Source organism: Pseudanabaena sp. BC1403 (genome assembly GCF_002914585.1).
GTDB lineage: Bacteria > Cyanobacteriota > Cyanobacteriia > Pseudanabaenales > Pseudanabaenaceae > Pseudanabaena.
The window spans coordinates 211,446-227,936 of sequence record NZ_PDDM01000003.1 but is presented as its reverse complement, the minus strand read 5'-3'; the positions used below and the strand labels follow the sequence as shown (position 1 = coordinate 227,936).

Below are 16,491 nucleotides of genomic sequence, written 5' to 3'. Positions count from 1 at the left end.
CTAAAAAATTTACCTGAATTTATAGATTTAGATCTTCCACATTATAATTAACTCATTAACAAGCACTTGCAGTTGTTTTGTAGGTTCATCAAGATTGGGCAATTGATAACTATGTATGTATAAGGCAATCAAGGGAAATTTTTGTAAAATCCCTCACGACTTTCTATTTTAAGAATTTCAATAACTTCTCCATCCCAAAAAATCCCAATACGATAGCTGTAATCAAATTTAATGCGATAGTATCCCGAAAACCCTTTTAATGGCTCAAGATCTGGAATTTCGGACAGTGTTTGAGAAGTTCCAATTGCTTCAATACATTTTCTGACTTTTGCGAGAATCTTTTGGTCGTTGATTTTGTCTAAATCTTTTTTGAAGCGTTTGGCAATTTGATATTTCATTGAGGCAAACTCTCCAAGAGAGATTGAGACTCTAATTCAGATAAAAAACCTTCTTTACGAGAATTTTCACAAGCTAAATAAAGGATAGAGTCTTCTAATTCAGATGAATTATTTTGAAATAAAAGTTGTAGAAAGCCTTGTCGGATTTCTAGGGGTAAGGTTTGAAATAGTCTATAAAAACCCGTGCTAGTTAGCAAAGATTCTGTGATTTCTACTTGGCTCATGGCTATTTGTTTCCTTTTTTACGCAGTCTTTATTTAGATTATATCGTTATCAAGCTTTCTAAAAAAAATCAGCGATCGCAATACATCTCAAACCAAGTAGGGTGTGTTAGCGTAGCGTAACGCACCCTACTAAAATCATCAGAAAGGTGCGTTACATTTCATTAACGCACCCTACGCGAAATGTCAAATTATCGAAGACCAGTAATTACAGAAGGAACTTATTTTATTACCCAAGTCACCTATCAGAGAATTCCTTGGCTTTGTAGTGATTTGGGACGTAAAGGATTGCGCGAGGCGATCGCTAAAGTTCGAGAGAAATATCCATTTGAAATAAATGCTTTTGTTCTATTGCCCGATCATTTCCATTGTCTGTGGACGTTGCCAGAAGAAGACAAGGATTTTTCGGTAAGATTACGATTAATCAAAACCTATGTAACCAAACATTATGGCGATCAATTAGGAATTAATGCAGAAGTTTCGCGATCGCGACAAAAACGACAAGAAAAGAATCTATGGCAGCGTCGTTTTTGGGAGCATCTAATCCGAGATGAGCGAGATTATGCTCTACATTGCGATTATATTCATTACAATCCTGTACGACATGGATTATGTGCAAAAGCAGAAGATTGGCAATTTTCCAGCATTCATCGTTTTATCGCACAGGGACAATATCCACCCGATTGGGGAGCCACAGAAGTTACAGAAAAGCCCCAAGACATTTGGGACGAATAACCAGCCCCGTAGAGTGTGTTAGCGTAGCGTAACGCACAAACATTTGTTATATAAAAGGTTGGAAAAGGTTTATTTAATTGATGTTAAAAAGGTGCGTTACATTTCATTAACGCACCCTACGCGATCGGCAATTTCACTCTATTGACCGTTGTCTAAAAGGCTCTCCAGCATTGGAGTCAGAATTTTGACAATAGGATTATTGGTAAGTTCCATCAGAGCTGCTGCACCACCAACTTTCAATGCCTTAAGGATTTTACTCTTGGTATTTGGCTTTTTCTCAATCTCTTCCATTGCTTTTACTGCAATACTACCCTTCTCTGCTGTTGTTGTAGTTGGGTAGATTTTGCTTAACTGCTCTAATAGATCTTGAATTTCTTTTGCAGCTTCAGCTAAAGTCTGTTTTGTCTTGGAATCAATATCTATGTTTTGATTAATATGATTGACACTCATGTCGGTAACAGTATTGATACCTCCTGGAGACATAATGCTAATTTGGTTATTCTTAATCTGACCAATCTGCATCTGGTTTTCTTCTGCCACTGTAATAGCTCTCTCAATAAGTTCTCGATTTTTACTGTCACTTTTGAAAAGACGATCAGTCATCTCTTTTAAATAATCTAAGTTTATTCTGATATGGTCTAAAATTCTTTTATTTTGATGCTCTATCTTTTCTTCTAAAGCTGTAATCTTAACCTGTAAGGCTTTGATCTCTGACTTTAATGCCTTTACCTCTCCTCTATCTCCTAAAAACACTCTTTGTTAACCTCCGCAGATAAAACTTTATTTTTGGAACAGCTAATAACAGTGATATCCCAAATTTAAGAGGACTTACTGTGTTATCAGACATTTGCCAGACACCAATGCTTAACATCCGTATTTTTATCTACTCTTTCTTTGGCACGCTCATTAAGCAGAAAAAATTTTATATGGACTTGCGGATAACCTCATTTCCATTGCATTGTATCATAGCATCTTAAATTGAAAAACCAGATGTTCAAGAGATACACAGATATCTAACTGTGTATTAGCAAGTAGTGGATAGACACATCTAAAATGATGCAATAGATTTTAGGTTAAATACCTACTGTATCAACACTCTAAGATTTTCCTAAAGCACCAAATTAGCCATGTCTATCCAGTAGTGGACTGTTTCATCTAAAATAGTGCAATAGATTTCGGCTTAAATTCTTAGATTGTAAAATCTATAGTACTTTTCTAATACACTATTTTAGATGAAACGTTCCAGTAGGGTGTATTAGCGTAGCGTAACGCACAAACAATTGTCATGCAAAAGGTTGGAAAAGGTTCATTTAATTGACATTAAAACATTAAAAAGGTGAGTTACATTTCATTAACGTACCCTACGTGGATCGCTGATCGCACTTGAACATCGCTAAACAGCTTGAAGTATCTTCGGCTCAGGAATAGATTCACCTTCCATTTGCCAAGCTTCTAGGTACATTTCAATAACCTCTTCACCATTATGAATTGCCTGCTCACGAGTTTCGCCATGCGTACAAGGCATGACAACGAGATCGGCAAATTCTGGAATCGTGACTAGAAATAAGTGATCTGCCTCAGACCATTGAACATTCATACTGTATCTGTTCATAAATCCTCCTCCTGATTCCCTAGCTTCTTGATTGCATCCAATAATTTTGCGAGTTGCTTCTCTAAGTATATTGGTACATCATCACCATCCTTACCCGAAATAGTTAACGTTTGACTGAGCATAGGGTGTCGCCAGCGCTCATGACTACCCTTACCCCGTTTGGGCAAATAAACGAATCCCTCACGCGCAACTTGGGCTTTGAATTCCCGAATTTTTCTAGGCATTTGTTTCTTTCTTGCTGCTAAATCTCTGAGTCAAGCCTTCACCTACAAGCGATAAACCGATCGTCATTAAAGTAATCGCCAAACCAGGGAAAATTGTTGTCCACCAGATATTTTCGCCAGTCGAAAGTGCGTCAAGAGCTTGCTTAAGATCATGCCCCCATTCAGGGACATCTTCGGGAATGCCTAAACCTAAAAAGCCTAAACCTGCAAGGGTCAAAATCGCATCGGCGGCGTTGAGGGTGAAAATTACGGGTAAACTTTGGACGACGTTGGGCGCGAGATATTTGATTAAGATTGTTTTCGTGTCAGCACCGATCGCTTGAGCAGCTTCGATATAAACTTCGGTTTTCGTACTCACAGTTTGGTTGCGGATCACCCGAAAATATTGGGGGATATAGGCAACACTGAGCGCGATCGCAGCATTCCAGACCCCAGCACCGACAACAAAGGCGATCGTTAGCGATAGCAATAAACTCGGCAACGTGTAGATGGCATCCATCAAAAAGACTAAGATGCGATCGAGCCAGCCGCCTTTGTAGCCGCTTAGCATCCCCAAGGGTACGCCGATTACAAGACTAATTACGGTTGAGGCGATCGTTACTTGCCATGCGACACCAGCACCTGCGATCGTTCTCGTAAATACATCATGTCCCTGTAAATCCGTGCCAAACCAATGTTGTGGCGATGGTGGCTGATGGATCGGATTGCTAAGAAATTCAATGGGATCTGTCAAAATCCCCAGCGCTTGCAGCAATGGTGTGGCGATCGCCATCAGCAAAAAAGCAACGCTAATGACGATGCCAACGAACATTAACTTTTGGGAGACTGACTGCTTAGGCGATTTCATAGGGGACAAAGGGGCAAATTAAGGGGCGAGTTAGACAATAAAAGCGGATTTCCTTGATTTGTACTATACCGCGATCGCTAAATCTAGATAGAATAAGCTTCTGGGATCGTAGGTAAAAATTATGGATGTAATTCCCGCAATTGATATTTTAGATGGACGCTGTGTCAGGCTCTATCAGGGGGATTATCAAAAATCAGAAGTATTTGGTGAAGACCCCGTTGAGGTTGCTCAGCGTTGGTACGATCAAGGCGCTAAGTATTTGCATGTGGTTGATTTGGATGGTGCAAAGGAAGGCAAGCCGAAAAACTTAAAGGTAATTGAGGCGATCGCCCGATCAATTCCGATGCGAGTACAGATGGGTGGCGGCTTGCGCGATCGCGAAAGTATCGTGTCAGTGCTAAATTCTGGCGTGAGTCGGGTGATTTTAGGCACGGCTGCGGTGGAAAGCTCGCAACTAGTTGCCGATATTTGTGCGGAATTTCCTGAGCAAATTATGATTGGCATTGATGCCCGTAATGGCAAGGTTGCCACTAGAGGCTGGTTGACCAATTCGGATGTAACTGCTGTGGATCTTGCCAAACGCATGACTTCTGTAGGCATCGCAGGAATTATTTATACGGATATTCATCGCGATGGCACGATGCAGGGGCCAAATATCGAGGCTTTGCGCCAACTTGCCGAAAATGTTGATGTACCTGTGATTGCGTCAGGTGGAATTAGTTCGATTACGGATTTGTTAAATCTGCTATCGCTGGAATCTGTCGGCGTGAAGGGTGCGATCGTTGGCAAAGCGATTTATACAGGTGATATCCAACTACGTGAAGCTCTTCGGGCGGTGGGTAATGGGCGTTGGCAAGATGTAATTGATAACTCGGCGATCGCCTAAAACTCTACAAAACCGAAAAGAGATTTGCGGCGCTTCGCGCCGCAAATCTCTTTTCGGTTTTTATGTTAAGTACACACAAGTCGCACTGCACTCAAGTGCGGGCTAAGAGCTAAAGTCGGTTTCAACCGACTGAAGAAATTCGACACGTTTCAACTGGTTGCTTAAAAATATTCTTTAGTCCACTTTAGTGGACTTTAGTTTTTAGCCAGCACTTGAGTGCTGGGTTTATTTGGGCAGAATGAAATGCGCCCATACATCGCCATCGACACCGCACATATCTCGCATGTAAATGTATGGATAGCGCAAACTCTTTCCTTCGGTTTGGCTATAGCCTGTAAGAGCATTACCATAGGGATCATGAACGATATATCCCTGCTCATCGAAGCCAATGATCGTAATGATATGTCCGCCGTGGGTGAAGTAGCCACCAATCACAACAGGACGATTTTCGGTGATTTCTTGTTTGATTTGTGACCATGTGCGGGTAGTGCTGAAGTTGCCACCAAAACCGTAGGCACGATATAGCCCTTGTAAAACGGCATTATCGGTTCGGGATTGTGCTCCGTATTTATTGATAACCCATTGATATAGCTCATCCTCTAGCTGTTGTTGCGGATTGCGCGATCGCCTACCGTGAAAAGCTAACACCATAGCGATCGAGGTAACATTACAGGTCACAAAAGGATCTCGCGGATTGTCTAATTGTGAAAAATAGGGCACTCCTAAAACTTTGCGCTTGGGCGTAATCTCGATCGCCTTATTGCCTTGCTGAAGGTTGACGTGCCCCGCAAATACAAAGCCCGACTTGCCCAGAGGTGGTACATCCTCATTTAAAGTGACTTGGAAATGAATATCGGTCAGGCTATAGCTATCCAGACCAAACACATCACCTGCGTTGAGGGGTGCTAATTCATTTGCAGCTAACTGTCGCGAATCAATGGGGCGCTTCTTGAGAACTGTATTTTGCCTAACGGTCAAGGTTTTCATATCAGGGTCGAACAGGATCGCCTTACCATTTTTGGTAATGCTGACATGTCGCTCATAGAAAAATCCCACATTGCCAATCGGGGCGATCGCAGAGACAAACTTCACGCGGAAATGACCATTAACCGAGGCATAGCCGCTAATCGGATAAGTCGTACCCGCTTTAACCATGATTTTTTGCGAATCGGAGAGGCTACTAGCATTTTGTGACGATGCTTTCAAAAAGGTGTCAGTAATCACCGTAGCGATCGCACCATTGATCGGGATATCACTAACATCGGCAGGATTCGAGAAATCAAGGGATTCGCCAAGTTTTGATAATTCCACATGGGGCAAGAAAAAGAAGCCAACCTGTCCGACGGGAGCCAAGGGTTGAGCAAGTTTGACTTGGACATGGTTAGCCGCGATCGTAAAATTCCCATCCAACAACAATTTTGTCCCCGCTTTCACCTCGGCTTTTTGGGTAAAAGGTAAAGCTTGCGAAGCCGCTGTAGAAATCTTGAAAATCGTGTCTTGCTTCACAGTCAGCGTAATCGGTGCAATCAAATCCACATGGGGCGCATAGAAGTAACCAAAGGCTCCCATCGGTGCGATCGGTTGCTTGAGCAAGACCTTGATATGCCCATCAACAGATCCATAACGCAACACTTCAAGAGTTTGTCCAGCTTGCACATCGACTTTGCCATTGGGCGGTAAAGTCCCCGAATCCGCAGGGGAAGCTTTAAAACGAGTAGCTTGCTTGGTTACCAATGTGATATCAGGATTCTTAACTAAAACATTGACAATCAACTCAGCCAAAAGCTGATTATTTGCGCCGATCGCCCGCACTCGCAAAAATGTCGCCATCGCAGTTGGTAACCCAGCCGAAATTTTGGCAAGCCAAGTACCTGCGGTTGGGTTAGTTTGTACTGGGACATTTGCGTCATTGGGCAATGTCACTAGAATTTGTAAAACTTGAGTAAAGTCTGCTGTTCCTGCGATCGCAATTTCACGATTGACCACAATCTCAGTAGGCGCTTGAGTAATGGCGATCGCTGTTTGTACTGGGGCAGGAGCAGGAGCATTAACAGGTGAATTATTTGAAGCGGCTGTCATTACTGTTTCACTGTTGACTACTGCATCTATTACAACACTTTGCGCTCAAACCCAAACCAAGAACTTTTTTGAAAGTGTTGCAAAGCAACACTTTCAAAAAAGTTCTTTTGGCTCGTTCACTCTCTAAAACCCAAAAAGTAAAGGCGGCGCGAAGCGCCGCCTTTACTTTTTGGGTTTTGTCTCCCCTTTGCATGAGAAAATAGCACAAACATCTCTAGAATTAACTAGATACGGGTATTGCTATGGGCTTTGCTGATTATTCGATCGCTGAGATCGCGGAAGACTACAAACTCACCCTTGAGTCTGTATTTAAACTATGCGATCGCCTTGGGATCGCTTACCAAGATGCCGAAACCAAACTTGCTTTGGAAGACGCAAAAGCCGTAATCATGGCATCCGAAGCCCAAAATTCTAAAACCTCTTTCAAAAACACCTAAAAATTTAAAGAGTAACCGCGATCGCAAAATCGCAATAAATCTTTGAGATTAGGTTAAATTCTTTTAGATAAACTTAGATAAATTAAGTTATGTCCGTAATTATGAACAAAAATTCTTTTAAATACTTGGCGGTGGCGATCGCATTCGTAATGCTAGCCTTCCAGCTTTTTACCACCAGCGTCAGCGCAGCCGACATTCCGATCGCACTGCGTACCGTTCCCCTTAACGAAAACACCAATATTGTCTTAACCCAAAAAGACATTTCTAAGGGTAAGAAATTATTCTCCAATACCTGTGCTACCTGCCACCTTGGCGGCGCAACATTTACCAATCCCAACGTCAACCTTTCTCCCGACTCCTTGGCTGGTGCAAACCCCGTTCGTAACAACGTCCTTGGTTTGGTTGATTTCATGAAGAATCCCACCACCTATGATGGTGTGACCGAAATCTATGACGTTCACCCTAGCCTCAAGAGCACCGATATTTTCCCAACCATGCGTGGTCTTACTGACAACGACCTCAAGCTAATAGCTGGTTATATCCTCTACGAACCCAATGTTAGAGGTATCGCTTGGGGCGGCGGAAAGATATACTATTAAACCAATAATGTAGCGTACTAGTCATACGCCACATTTAAATTAGCTAGTCTTATTAGCTTTTCTCTACGTGTTTTAGTTGCTTTAGTTCGAGTCGAGTCGAATTAGTGCAAGTCAAGTTGAATTTTAGTCGGTAATTAATCATGAATATTGCGTCATTTGCGAAAAAGCTTAGCCTTTTGATCGCTAGCTTCGTTTTTATTGTCGGTAGTTTTTTCATGTCAGCGAGCCCTGCTGCTGCTGATACTGTCACCGTTAAGATGGGTTCTGATGGTGGTCAGCTAGTATTCGAGCCTAAAGTGGTCACAATCAAAGTAGGCGATACTGTCAAATGGGTTAACAACAAAGCTTTCCCACACAATATTGTGTTTGACGGTCATGAAGAACTTTCTCACAAGAAGTTAGCGCAAAAGCCTAAGGCTGAGCTAGAGTCCACCTTTAATGAAGCTGGTGAGTTCGCTTACTACTGCTCTCCCCACCGTGGCGCTGGTATGCAAGGCAAAGTAGTTGTTCAATAACAGCTAAGCTTATTCTCGCAAAAAAGAGGTGCAAACAATGTTTGCACCTCTTTTTTGTTTAACGCATAGAGAGATTGCTAAGAGCTAAACAAAGCAACAATCCTCTCGAATACATCATCAATAATCGCGTCATACCAAAGCACAAAATGGCTACGCCATTTTGTGCTTTTAAAACCCTTACAGGGTTTGGTTTTTAATTCACAGAAGTGTTGCCACACTTTTGTGAATTGGTATCAAATCTATGGGCTGAGATCGCGTTAACATGAAAAAAGCCAAGTTCAGAAAACCAAGTTAGAAATTAATTTATGTCGAATATTTGGGAGTTAGATTTTTATTCCCGTCCCTTGCTGGATGCTAATAATAAAAAAATTTGGGAATTGCTGATCTGCGATCGCGAACGCCAGTTTGAATGGGTGCGCGAATGTCCACCTACGGAAGTGAACTCCGAATGGCTAGCGAAGCAACTCACCGACTGCGTAAACATGACGGGGCAAAACCCCATTAAAATCCGCTTCTTTCGTCCCAGTATGACCAATATAATTATGCGTGGCTGTAAGCTGGCGGGAATCACAGGACAAGCATCTCGGCGTGTATTTACGATGTCAGGATGGTTGGCGGAGAGAATGGCGAGTATTTATCCTAATCGGGATGGCTTTCAAGCTGTTGATCCTAATCCTTTGCCTTTGAAAGTATTGGCAGCCCAAGATCCTAAACCCGTCCCAGATGCTCTGATGGGTGAGCGCTGGATATCGGTATCGCTGAAAGCAGGTGATTTTGCAGATGCGAAAGAATGGTCAATGGATTTTAGTGAACTTCTCGATATTAGTAGCCTTGATCCTGAAACTATTATTTCAGGGATAATTATTCTTTCTGCAAGAGCGACGGCTTTGGCGGCTTGGATGTCGGGAGTCGATCCTGTGTTTGTCAAGTTTGAACGCAATCTATTAGGCGATCGCACACAGATGCAGCTTGAAGCAAGTGCTGATGCTAGATGGGTTTTAGCTAACTTGCAAGCACCAAAAGATAAAGAGGCGATCGCGCAGGGAGCCGCATTTGAGAAATCCAAACAAAGTTCTCAGGGATTTCACTTCTTAGCGGTACAAACTAGTCCTGAAGAAGAGCATTTTGCAGGGTTTTGGATGCTGAAAGAAGTTATGTCAATATAGACTATTTGTCTTGATTAGCAGAATTTTCTATGAGCTCACTCCGATGTCACATCTCCGCCAAAACGTAATTACTAAAGACTGGGTGATTTTTGCTACAGAGAGATCTAAGCGTCCCCATGAATTTGCGCGATCGCATGATGATATCCCGCCAGAGTTGCCAATTTATAAACATAGTTGTCCTTTTTGCAAGGGTAATGAAAATCCCGCCGAAACAGAATATCTACGGATAGAAGATGAATGCGGTTGGCGGGTGCGGATTATCCCGAATAAATATCCTGCGCTCTCTCCTATAGGCGATCGCGTTCGGCATAGCGACGGTATTCATCGCTCGATTACAGGCGTGGGCTATCACGAAGTCTTAATTGAACATCCTGACCATAATGCCACGATTGCCTTGATGGAAATTAGGGATGTGATTAATATTCTCAAAGCCTATCGTCAGCGCTATAACTTGATTCGCCTAGATCAACGCATTGAAAGCATCATCATCTTTAAAAATCATGGTGAGAGCGCAGGTACATCTCTAGAACATCCACATTCACAGATTACGGCTACACCCGTTGTCCCATCGCAAATCCGCTATCGGATGATCGAAGCAATCAGCTATTTCGATGATATGGGCGAATGTTTATTTTGCTATACCCTCAGAGATGAGTTAAAGGCAAAAGAACGAATTGTCTTAGAAACAGAATATTTTGTGACTTTCATTCCTTATGCCGCACTTTCCCCTTTCCATATGTGGGTATTCCCTCGAAGTCACAATTCTTCCTTTGGCGATATTAGTGAACCTGAAATAGCTGATCTTGCCTATACTCTCAAAACAGTTCTTGCCAAGTTATATTATGGCTTAAATAATCCTGCTTACAATTACACAATTCGCTCAATGCCGACTGATGAGAAGCAATCTGATTACTTCCACTGGTATCTAGCGATCGTGCCTCGTGTGTCCCAATCGGCAGGGTTTGAGCTAGGTAGTGGTATGTATATCAATACGGCAATGCCAGAAGATAGTGCTAAATTTTTGCGGGAAATTGAGATTCCATAACCATGCATAGTAATGGGCAAAACTTCGCGCCGCCTAGTACTATCTAAACAGCAGAGGGTTCATTTTACGGGGATTTTCATGTTTGGTTGTTATGGAAAATAGCGTAGCGATCGCGTCCTTGCTGTTTGGCACTGTATAACGCTTGATCAGCTTGATTAATTAATATCTCTGGCTGAACTTCTATTGTCGGTACAAGTGAAGCAATCCCTAAGCTGACCGTGACAATTGGCTTTACCTCAGAACGTTCGTGAGGAATTTCCAGTATCTGAAGCGCTTCCTGAATTCGCACTGCGACTGAAATGGCTCCTTCCAAATCAGTATCAGGAAGCAGTACCACAAATTCTTCACCTCCATAGCGCGATACTAAATCACCAGCTCGATCAACCGACTTATGCACAGCCTGTGCCACCTTGATCAGGCAATCATCGCCAGCAAGATGCCCATAAAAATCGTTGTAGAGTTTGAATGAATCCAAATCGAACAGAATTAATGAAAGCGATCGCTCTGCTCTGGCTAAACGTTTCCATTCTTCATTTAGTCTCGCGTCAAAACAACGACGGTTAGCTACCTTGGTCAAACCATCCAAATTCACCAAGACTTCAAGTTTCTGATTGGCATCTTGCAAAGCCAGTTCGGCCTGTTTACGTGCAGTAATATCTCGGACTGTAATCGCTAGCCCATCTTCCATCTTAACGACTGCAAACTGATACCAGCAAGATTTTCCCCATTGATAATAAAAATCACGTTCTAGAGGTTCCCCTGTCTCGACAATCGTAACCAAGCGATCAAAGAGATCTGGTTCGAGAAGCGTGAATAAATTTTGGGGAACTAGTTTGCCGATCAAATCTTCATGGTTTTTTCCAAAAGCTTTGATAATTATGGGATTGATCATCAGGCAACGGAAGTCTTGAATATATCCTGTCGATTCTCGAACCGCTTTTAGAGCGACAATACCATCAAGAGAACTATTCAAAACGCCATAAAGGATATCTTCTGCTTCTTTTCGCCTGTCAATTTCATCCTGTAATTTGATGGTTCTATCTTCTACTCGTTGTTCTAATTCATTATTAATTGAGGCTAATTCGACATAAGCTTTATATGAGCGCAGAGCAGTAATAATCGTGGTAAACAACTTTTGCGAAGTAAATTCTGTTTTGGTCTTATAATCATCGATATCATAATCAATAATAACTTGTCTTTCGGGTACCTGTCCTGGCTGTCCTGTCCGTAAAATGATCCGAATTGCTCGGTTTTGGAGTATTTCGCGAATGTACTTTGCTGTAATCAAACCAGCATCATCAGATTCCATTATTACATCGAGCAAAGTAACTGCCACATCAGGATTGTCGATCATCATCTGACGTGCATCTATACCTGAATAGGCGCTTAGGAACTGTAGTTTTTTATTGTCAAAAGTAAAATCGCCTAAGGCAAGGCGGGTGATGTTATGAATCTCTACTTCATCATCGACGATCAGAATCTTCCAAGACTCAAGATTCTGTAGAGAATCTTTTGGCGAAACTGAATCTACTTCGTCAGCAAATTCTAGTTCATCTATGAATACTAGCTCATCATCAATCATTGCAATCATTTTTATGATATCTTTATCTCAATCTAGAATACATCTAAGCATTAAAGGTTTCTATAAGTAGAGCGGAATTTGCATGATAAATTTAGTGCCAACGCCGACTTGACTCTCACAGGTAATACTGCCTTGTAATTTTTGAGTGACAAGATTATAGACAATATGCAGCCCCAAACCACTCCCTCCTTGTCCGCGTTTGGTAGTATAAAAAGGGTCAAAAATTTTGCCAATGTTATCGATCGCTATTCCTTTACCGTCATCACTATATTCAAAAGTAAGACATTTGTGTTGTTGAGAAATAGCAAAAACAATTGTACCGTCATCACCCTGATCGTAAGCATGAATCAAGGAATTCATCACTAGGTTAGTGACGATCTGCGAAATCAATCCCGGAAAACTATCAAGGGTAATATTTTCGGCGCAATCTATGTGCACGTTAAGTTTTGTCCGTTTTAGTTTGGGTTGAAGGTTGAGCAAAACTTCTTCAAGGTAAGTTTTTATCTGGAATGATCGCCTCTCTTCGCTAGACTGATCGACAGCTACCTGCTTAAAACTCTGAATCAGCTCGACAGCTCGATTTAAATTTGCCAGAATGATTGTGCTGCTTTGTTGCAGATTATCCATAAACTTGTCGAGATCGGAGCGTTTTATAGTTCCATTTTTTAGTATATTTGCCATTTCTTGCGTTTTATCCGCGATTAGTGAGGCAGCAGTCACACCAATTCCAAGCGGGGTGTTGATTTCGTGAGCTATACCTGCGACTAATCCACCTAAAGCTGCCATTTTTTCGGATTCGACTAGTCCATTTTGAGCAGCTTTGAGGTTGATAAGGGCTTTCGATAATTCTTGAGTGCGATCGCCTACCATTTGTTCAAGGTTCTCCGTCAGTTGTAGCAATTCTGCATTTCTAGTTTCGAGGGCTTGACTCACTTGCTTCAGCTTGAGGTGAGTTTTTAGTCGCGCTAAAACTTCCTGTTCTTGAAAAGGCTTGGTGATATAGTCTACTGCCCCAAGCTCAAATCCTTTCACTTTGCTAACAGCATCCGCAACGGCAGTCATAAAAATGATGGGTATATTGCAAGTTTGAGGATTAGCCTTAATTCTTTGGCAAGTTTCAAAACCGTCCATAACTGGCATCATCACATCCAGTAAAATTAAATCAGGTGATTGTCGCTTCAAGTGTTGCAAGGCTCGCTCACCGCTGGTGGCGATCGCTACTTCATAGCCGACAGTACTTAGAGCTTCTGAGATGACATCCAGATTGCTGGGGATGTCGTCAACGATTAAAATTAGTCCAGTTAAAACGGTTGTCATAAAATTAATCATCCACAGTCCTTTCATTGGTGAGGTATGGTTGAATAAATGACTCGATCTTTTCGGGCTGGAGTTGCTTTGTCAATTGGAGAAGACGTTGAACAAAAGGTTGGTAACTCTCGCTTTTTTGTGCAATCTTCTCGGCAGTCTCGGCAAGTTTCCGCAAAAGACCATCCTGTGCCAGTTCCATTAAAATTTGCAAGTCGTTGATTGGAGGCGCAATCATCTCAGTAGTGGAAACTTTATTACTGATCAATGCAGAGTCTAACTTGGTTTCGTCATATTGCCAAGTAAGTTGCAGATGCTGAGCTAGCAAAGTCAACAGCTCATCCACTTGCACAGGTTTTGCCAAGAAATCATCCCCACCTGCATCTAGGCTCATTTGTCGATCAAGTTGAGATACCGATGCTGAGGAAACAATCACTTTGAGCGATTGTTTTTCTGGATCGCTTCTCAATTGTTTCACGAATTCAAAGCCATCCATGACAGGCATTACTAAGTCAGTAATCACTAAATCTGGTAATTTCTGCTGCATTTGATTCAGTGCATCCTGTCCATTTTCCGCTTCGGCGATCGCAAAACCGATGGGTTCCAACAAATTCATCAACACAGCTCGATTTTCCCAGCGATCGTCCACCAACAAAATCTGGCGACGCGCTCCTTCATAGCCGACGATGTTGTTCATCAGCATTGTTTGCTGACGACTCCAATCCAAAGCTAAAGGCACCTCGACTTCAAAGAAGAACTCACTACCAACACCGATTTGGCTCTTAACTTGGATCTGTCCACCCATTAACTGCACGATCTGCTGACTAATCGCTAATCCCAACCCTGTGCCTTCGGCTTGGCGAGTTTTATCGCCCACTTGCTGAAATGCTTGGAATAGATTGTTGACATATTCTGGAGCAATACCCACGCCAGTATCAGCGACCCAGAAACGTAGTCTCGTCGATTGAGTATCAGTTTGAGTATCTGAGGACAATTGCTCAACTCGCAAAGTCACACTACCTCTATCTGTAAATTTGATCGCATTACCCAAGAGGTTAATCAAAACTTGGCGTAACCGCTTCTCATCGGCTTCGATCCCTAGTGGTAAGTTCGGCTCTGATTCGTAGTGGAAGTCAATTCCTTTCTGGTCAGCGCGGATCTGGCAAATTTCGACGACTCCTTGGAGCAGTGCAGGTAAATGTAGAGCTTGGGGAGATAGCTCTAATCTGCGGGCTTCGATTTTAGCAATATCCAGAACATCGTTGATCAAATTAAGCAAATGGGAACCGCATTGATAAATGATGTTGGCTCCATGACGGTCTTTGTCTGCTAAGGTCTTGGAACGAGCCAAAATTTGAGCATAACCGAGAACGCCATTTAGGGGTGTTCGCAATTCGTGACTCATGTTGGCGAGAAATTCGCTCTTGGCTTGGTTGGCGTTGTCGGCAACAAGTTTGGCTTGTTGTAGTTCGATAGTGCGATCAGCGACGCGATCTTCGAGGGCTGTAAAAGAGTTATTAAGTTGGGTCGCCATTTGATTAAACGATCGCGCCAATCCTTCGAGTTCGTTAATGCCTTCGACTTCAACGATGCGATCAAGTTCTCCAGAGGCGATCGCTTCACTAGCCTGCTGCAATTTCAGGATCGGGCGCACAATCCAACGCGAAGTATAAATCCCCAGAATAGTCGCCAAGCCCAAGGCTCCTAAACATAAAAAAATCGTAGTGTGCGTATTTGCTTCGATTTGAGCCATGAAGTCAGCTTCGGGAACTACAACCACCGTCAGCCAGTTAAGCCCATAGGCATCCCTCATTGGAGATACTTTCAGAAAGTATCTTTGACCATCTAACTGAAAATCCAACTGGGTTCCTTCGCGAAGGTCATCCAAATTCTTGATGCGTTCGGTGAGAGATTCTATACTTTTACGGGCGATCGGATTACTACTATTCTGCGCTTTCAGACGCTGTTGAGTTTCACCTTTACCGACGGTTAGGAGTTCGTTGGGGATGGAAGTTGCAATTAGTTCACCAGATGGCTCAATTATGAACACTTTGCCAGATTTGCCTATCTGTAAAGTTTGCAAAAATCCACGAATCTGATCTAGCCCCATCTGACAAGTAAGCACACCAATAAAATTCCCCTGTTTGTCGTAGTATGGGGAACTGGCATTAATTTGTAGCGAACCATAGCCAGCATTAATATACACATCACTCCAAGCGGCGCTATTGTTTTTGAGAGCAGCCTTATAAAAAGGACGCTTGCGAACATCATAATTAGGCACAGTCTTCGCAACTGTAGTGGGATTACCATTCTTGTCAAGTTTGTAATACAAAAAATCGCCAATTCCTAGCGTCGGTTTCACGGCAAGTTGAGGTTCCTCAGAACCGACCCAACGGTTTACCCAACCCACACGCAGATATTGACCTTTTTCGTTAGCCAGTCCCACATGACCAATCGACTTAAAACGGAGAACCTGTCTCCAAAAGTAGTTTCTATTACTCTCAAGGTCATTGAAATCCAACACTCCTGTTTGGGCCGCATCCTCGTTAATCTGATTGACTAAATGTGGTGCCTCTAAGTAGTCCTGAACTCTTTCGCTAACTCTAAAAGTCGTTTCTTTCTGTAATAGATCAACAAGCTCATTCACCGCCTTCTGCCCATTGCGGAGTGAGAGATAGCCTGTCAGTCCAACGGCGGCAAAGATTTGTAGGACAAACGGCACAATCAGAATAGCCCGCAGAGGAATACGATGAATGAATTTGGGAATGGAATGTTTAGCCGAAGAAGACATAGCAGATGACTAACCTAAAAGAGAAAGAAATAAAGACTTTTTACAGCAA

Annotated in this window: 17 protein-coding genes; 7 read left to right on the top strand and 10 right to left on the bottom strand. The window is 42.5% G+C overall.

The window, feature by feature from the left end; all coding sequences use genetic code 11:
* Window positions 1-128 precede the first annotated feature (128 nt).
* Both CQ839_RS04790 and CQ839_RS04785 read right to left on the bottom strand, forming a co-directional pair.
* A complete protein-coding gene (locus CQ839_RS04790; protein WP_103667135.1) occupies window positions 129-398 on the bottom strand; it encodes a type II toxin-antitoxin system RelE/ParE family toxin in 270 nt (89 codons plus the stop codon).
* Complete coding sequence (locus tag CQ839_RS04785; protein WP_103667134.1) at window positions 395-622, bottom strand: hypothetical protein; 228 nt, start codon at window positions 620-622, stop codon at window positions 395-397. The genes CQ839_RS04790 and CQ839_RS04785 overlap by 4 nt, the downstream gene beginning before the upstream one ends.
* Window positions 623-802: 180 nt before the next feature.
* Between CQ839_RS04785 and CQ839_RS04780 the strand changes: the two genes are divergently transcribed.
* Window positions 803-1,354: a transposase gene (locus tag CQ839_RS04780; protein ID WP_103667133.1), complete on the top strand. Its 552-nt coding sequence runs from the start codon at window positions 803-805 to the stop codon at window positions 1,352-1,354.
* A gap of 138 nt (window positions 1,355-1,492) precedes the next feature.
* Here CQ839_RS04780 and CQ839_RS04775 read toward each other — a convergent pair whose 3' ends face one another.
* The 4 genes from CQ839_RS04775 to CQ839_RS04760 form a co-directional block, all read right to left on the bottom strand.
* Entirely contained in the window at window positions 1,493-2,107 is a 615-nt protein-coding gene (locus CQ839_RS04775) for a hypothetical protein (protein WP_103667132.1), read from the bottom strand.
* Window positions 2,108-2,747: 640 nt separating this feature from the next.
* Window positions 2,748-2,966 (bottom strand): type II toxin-antitoxin system HicB family antitoxin, encoded by a 219-nt coding sequence (locus tag CQ839_RS04770; protein WP_103667131.1) that lies wholly within the window; start codon window positions 2,964-2,966, stop codon window positions 2,748-2,750.
* Window positions 2,963-3,190: a type II toxin-antitoxin system HicA family toxin gene (locus tag CQ839_RS04765; protein ID WP_103667130.1), complete on the bottom strand. Its 228-nt coding sequence runs from the start codon at window positions 3,188-3,190 to the stop codon at window positions 2,963-2,965. Before CQ839_RS04765 ends, CQ839_RS04770 begins: the two co-directional genes overlap by 4 nt.
* Window positions 3,183-4,037: an ABC transporter permease gene (locus CQ839_RS04760; RefSeq protein WP_103667129.1), complete on the bottom strand. Its 855-nt coding sequence runs from the start codon at window positions 4,035-4,037 to the stop codon at window positions 3,183-3,185. Before CQ839_RS04760 ends, CQ839_RS04765 begins: the two co-directional genes overlap by 8 nt.
* A 121-nt stretch (window positions 4,038-4,158) precedes the next feature.
* Between CQ839_RS04760 and hisA the strand changes: the two genes are divergently transcribed.
* Complete coding sequence (gene hisA, locus CQ839_RS04755) at window positions 4,159-4,923, top strand: 1-(5-phosphoribosyl)-5-[(5-phosphoribosylamino)methylideneamino]imidazole-4-carboxamide isomerase (protein ID WP_103667128.1); 765 nt, start codon at window positions 4,159-4,161, stop codon at window positions 4,921-4,923.
* A gap of 225 nt (window positions 4,924-5,148) precedes the next feature.
* Here hisA and CQ839_RS04750 read toward each other — a convergent pair whose 3' ends face one another.
* Complete coding sequence (locus CQ839_RS04750) at window positions 5,149-7,002, bottom strand: C39 family peptidase (RefSeq protein WP_103667127.1); 1,854 nt, start codon at window positions 7,000-7,002, stop codon at window positions 5,149-5,151.
* A gap of 242 nt (window positions 7,003-7,244) precedes the next feature.
* Here CQ839_RS04750 and CQ839_RS04740 point away from each other — a divergent pair, with 242 nt between their 5' ends.
* From CQ839_RS04740 to galT, 5 genes are all read left to right on the top strand, one after another.
* A complete protein-coding gene (locus CQ839_RS04740) occupies window positions 7,245-7,439 on the top strand; it encodes a translation initiation factor IF-2 (protein ID WP_103667125.1) in 195 nt (64 codons plus the stop codon).
* A gap of 89 nt (window positions 7,440-7,528) precedes the next feature.
* Window positions 7,529-8,038: a photosystem II cytochrome c-550 gene (gene psbV, locus CQ839_RS04735; protein WP_219817719.1), complete on the top strand. Its 510-nt coding sequence runs from the start codon at window positions 7,529-7,531 to the stop codon at window positions 8,036-8,038.
* A gap of 140 nt (window positions 8,039-8,178) precedes the next feature.
* Window positions 8,179-8,553: a plastocyanin gene (gene petE, locus CQ839_RS04730; RefSeq protein WP_103667124.1), complete on the top strand. Its 375-nt coding sequence runs from the start codon at window positions 8,179-8,181 to the stop codon at window positions 8,551-8,553.
* A 305-nt stretch (window positions 8,554-8,858) separates the two neighbouring features.
* A complete protein-coding gene (locus CQ839_RS04725; RefSeq protein WP_103667123.1) occupies window positions 8,859-9,719 on the top strand; it encodes a Tab2/Atab2 family RNA-binding protein in 861 nt (286 codons plus the stop codon).
* A gap of 22 nt (window positions 9,720-9,741) precedes the next feature.
* Window positions 9,742-10,764 carry a galactose-1-phosphate uridylyltransferase gene (gene galT / locus CQ839_RS04720; RefSeq protein WP_374937730.1) on the top strand — a complete coding sequence of 341 codons (1,023 nt, stop codon included), beginning with the start codon at window positions 9,742-9,744 and terminating at the stop codon, window positions 10,762-10,764.
* A gap of 76 nt (window positions 10,765-10,840) precedes the next feature.
* Here galT and CQ839_RS04715 read toward each other — a convergent pair whose 3' ends face one another.
* Genes CQ839_RS04715 through CQ839_RS04705 form a run of 3 tightly spaced genes read right to left on the bottom strand, consistent with a single transcriptional unit; the run spans window position 10,841 to window position 16,442 of the window.
* Window positions 10,841-12,355, bottom strand: a complete 1,515-nt coding sequence (locus tag CQ839_RS04715; protein WP_146048695.1) for a diguanylate cyclase — start codon at window positions 12,353-12,355, stop codon at window positions 10,841-10,843.
* A 51-nt stretch (window positions 12,356-12,406) separates the two neighbouring features.
* Window positions 12,407-13,663, bottom strand: a complete 1,257-nt coding sequence (locus CQ839_RS04710) for a hybrid sensor histidine kinase/response regulator (RefSeq protein ID WP_219817718.1) — start codon at window positions 13,661-13,663, stop codon at window positions 12,407-12,409.
* 4 nt (window positions 13,664-13,667) lie between these two features.
* Window positions 13,668-16,442, bottom strand: a complete 2,775-nt coding sequence (locus CQ839_RS04705) for a hybrid sensor histidine kinase/response regulator (protein ID WP_103667120.1) — start codon at window positions 16,440-16,442, stop codon at window positions 13,668-13,670.
* Window positions 16,443-16,491: the final 49 nt, after the last annotated feature.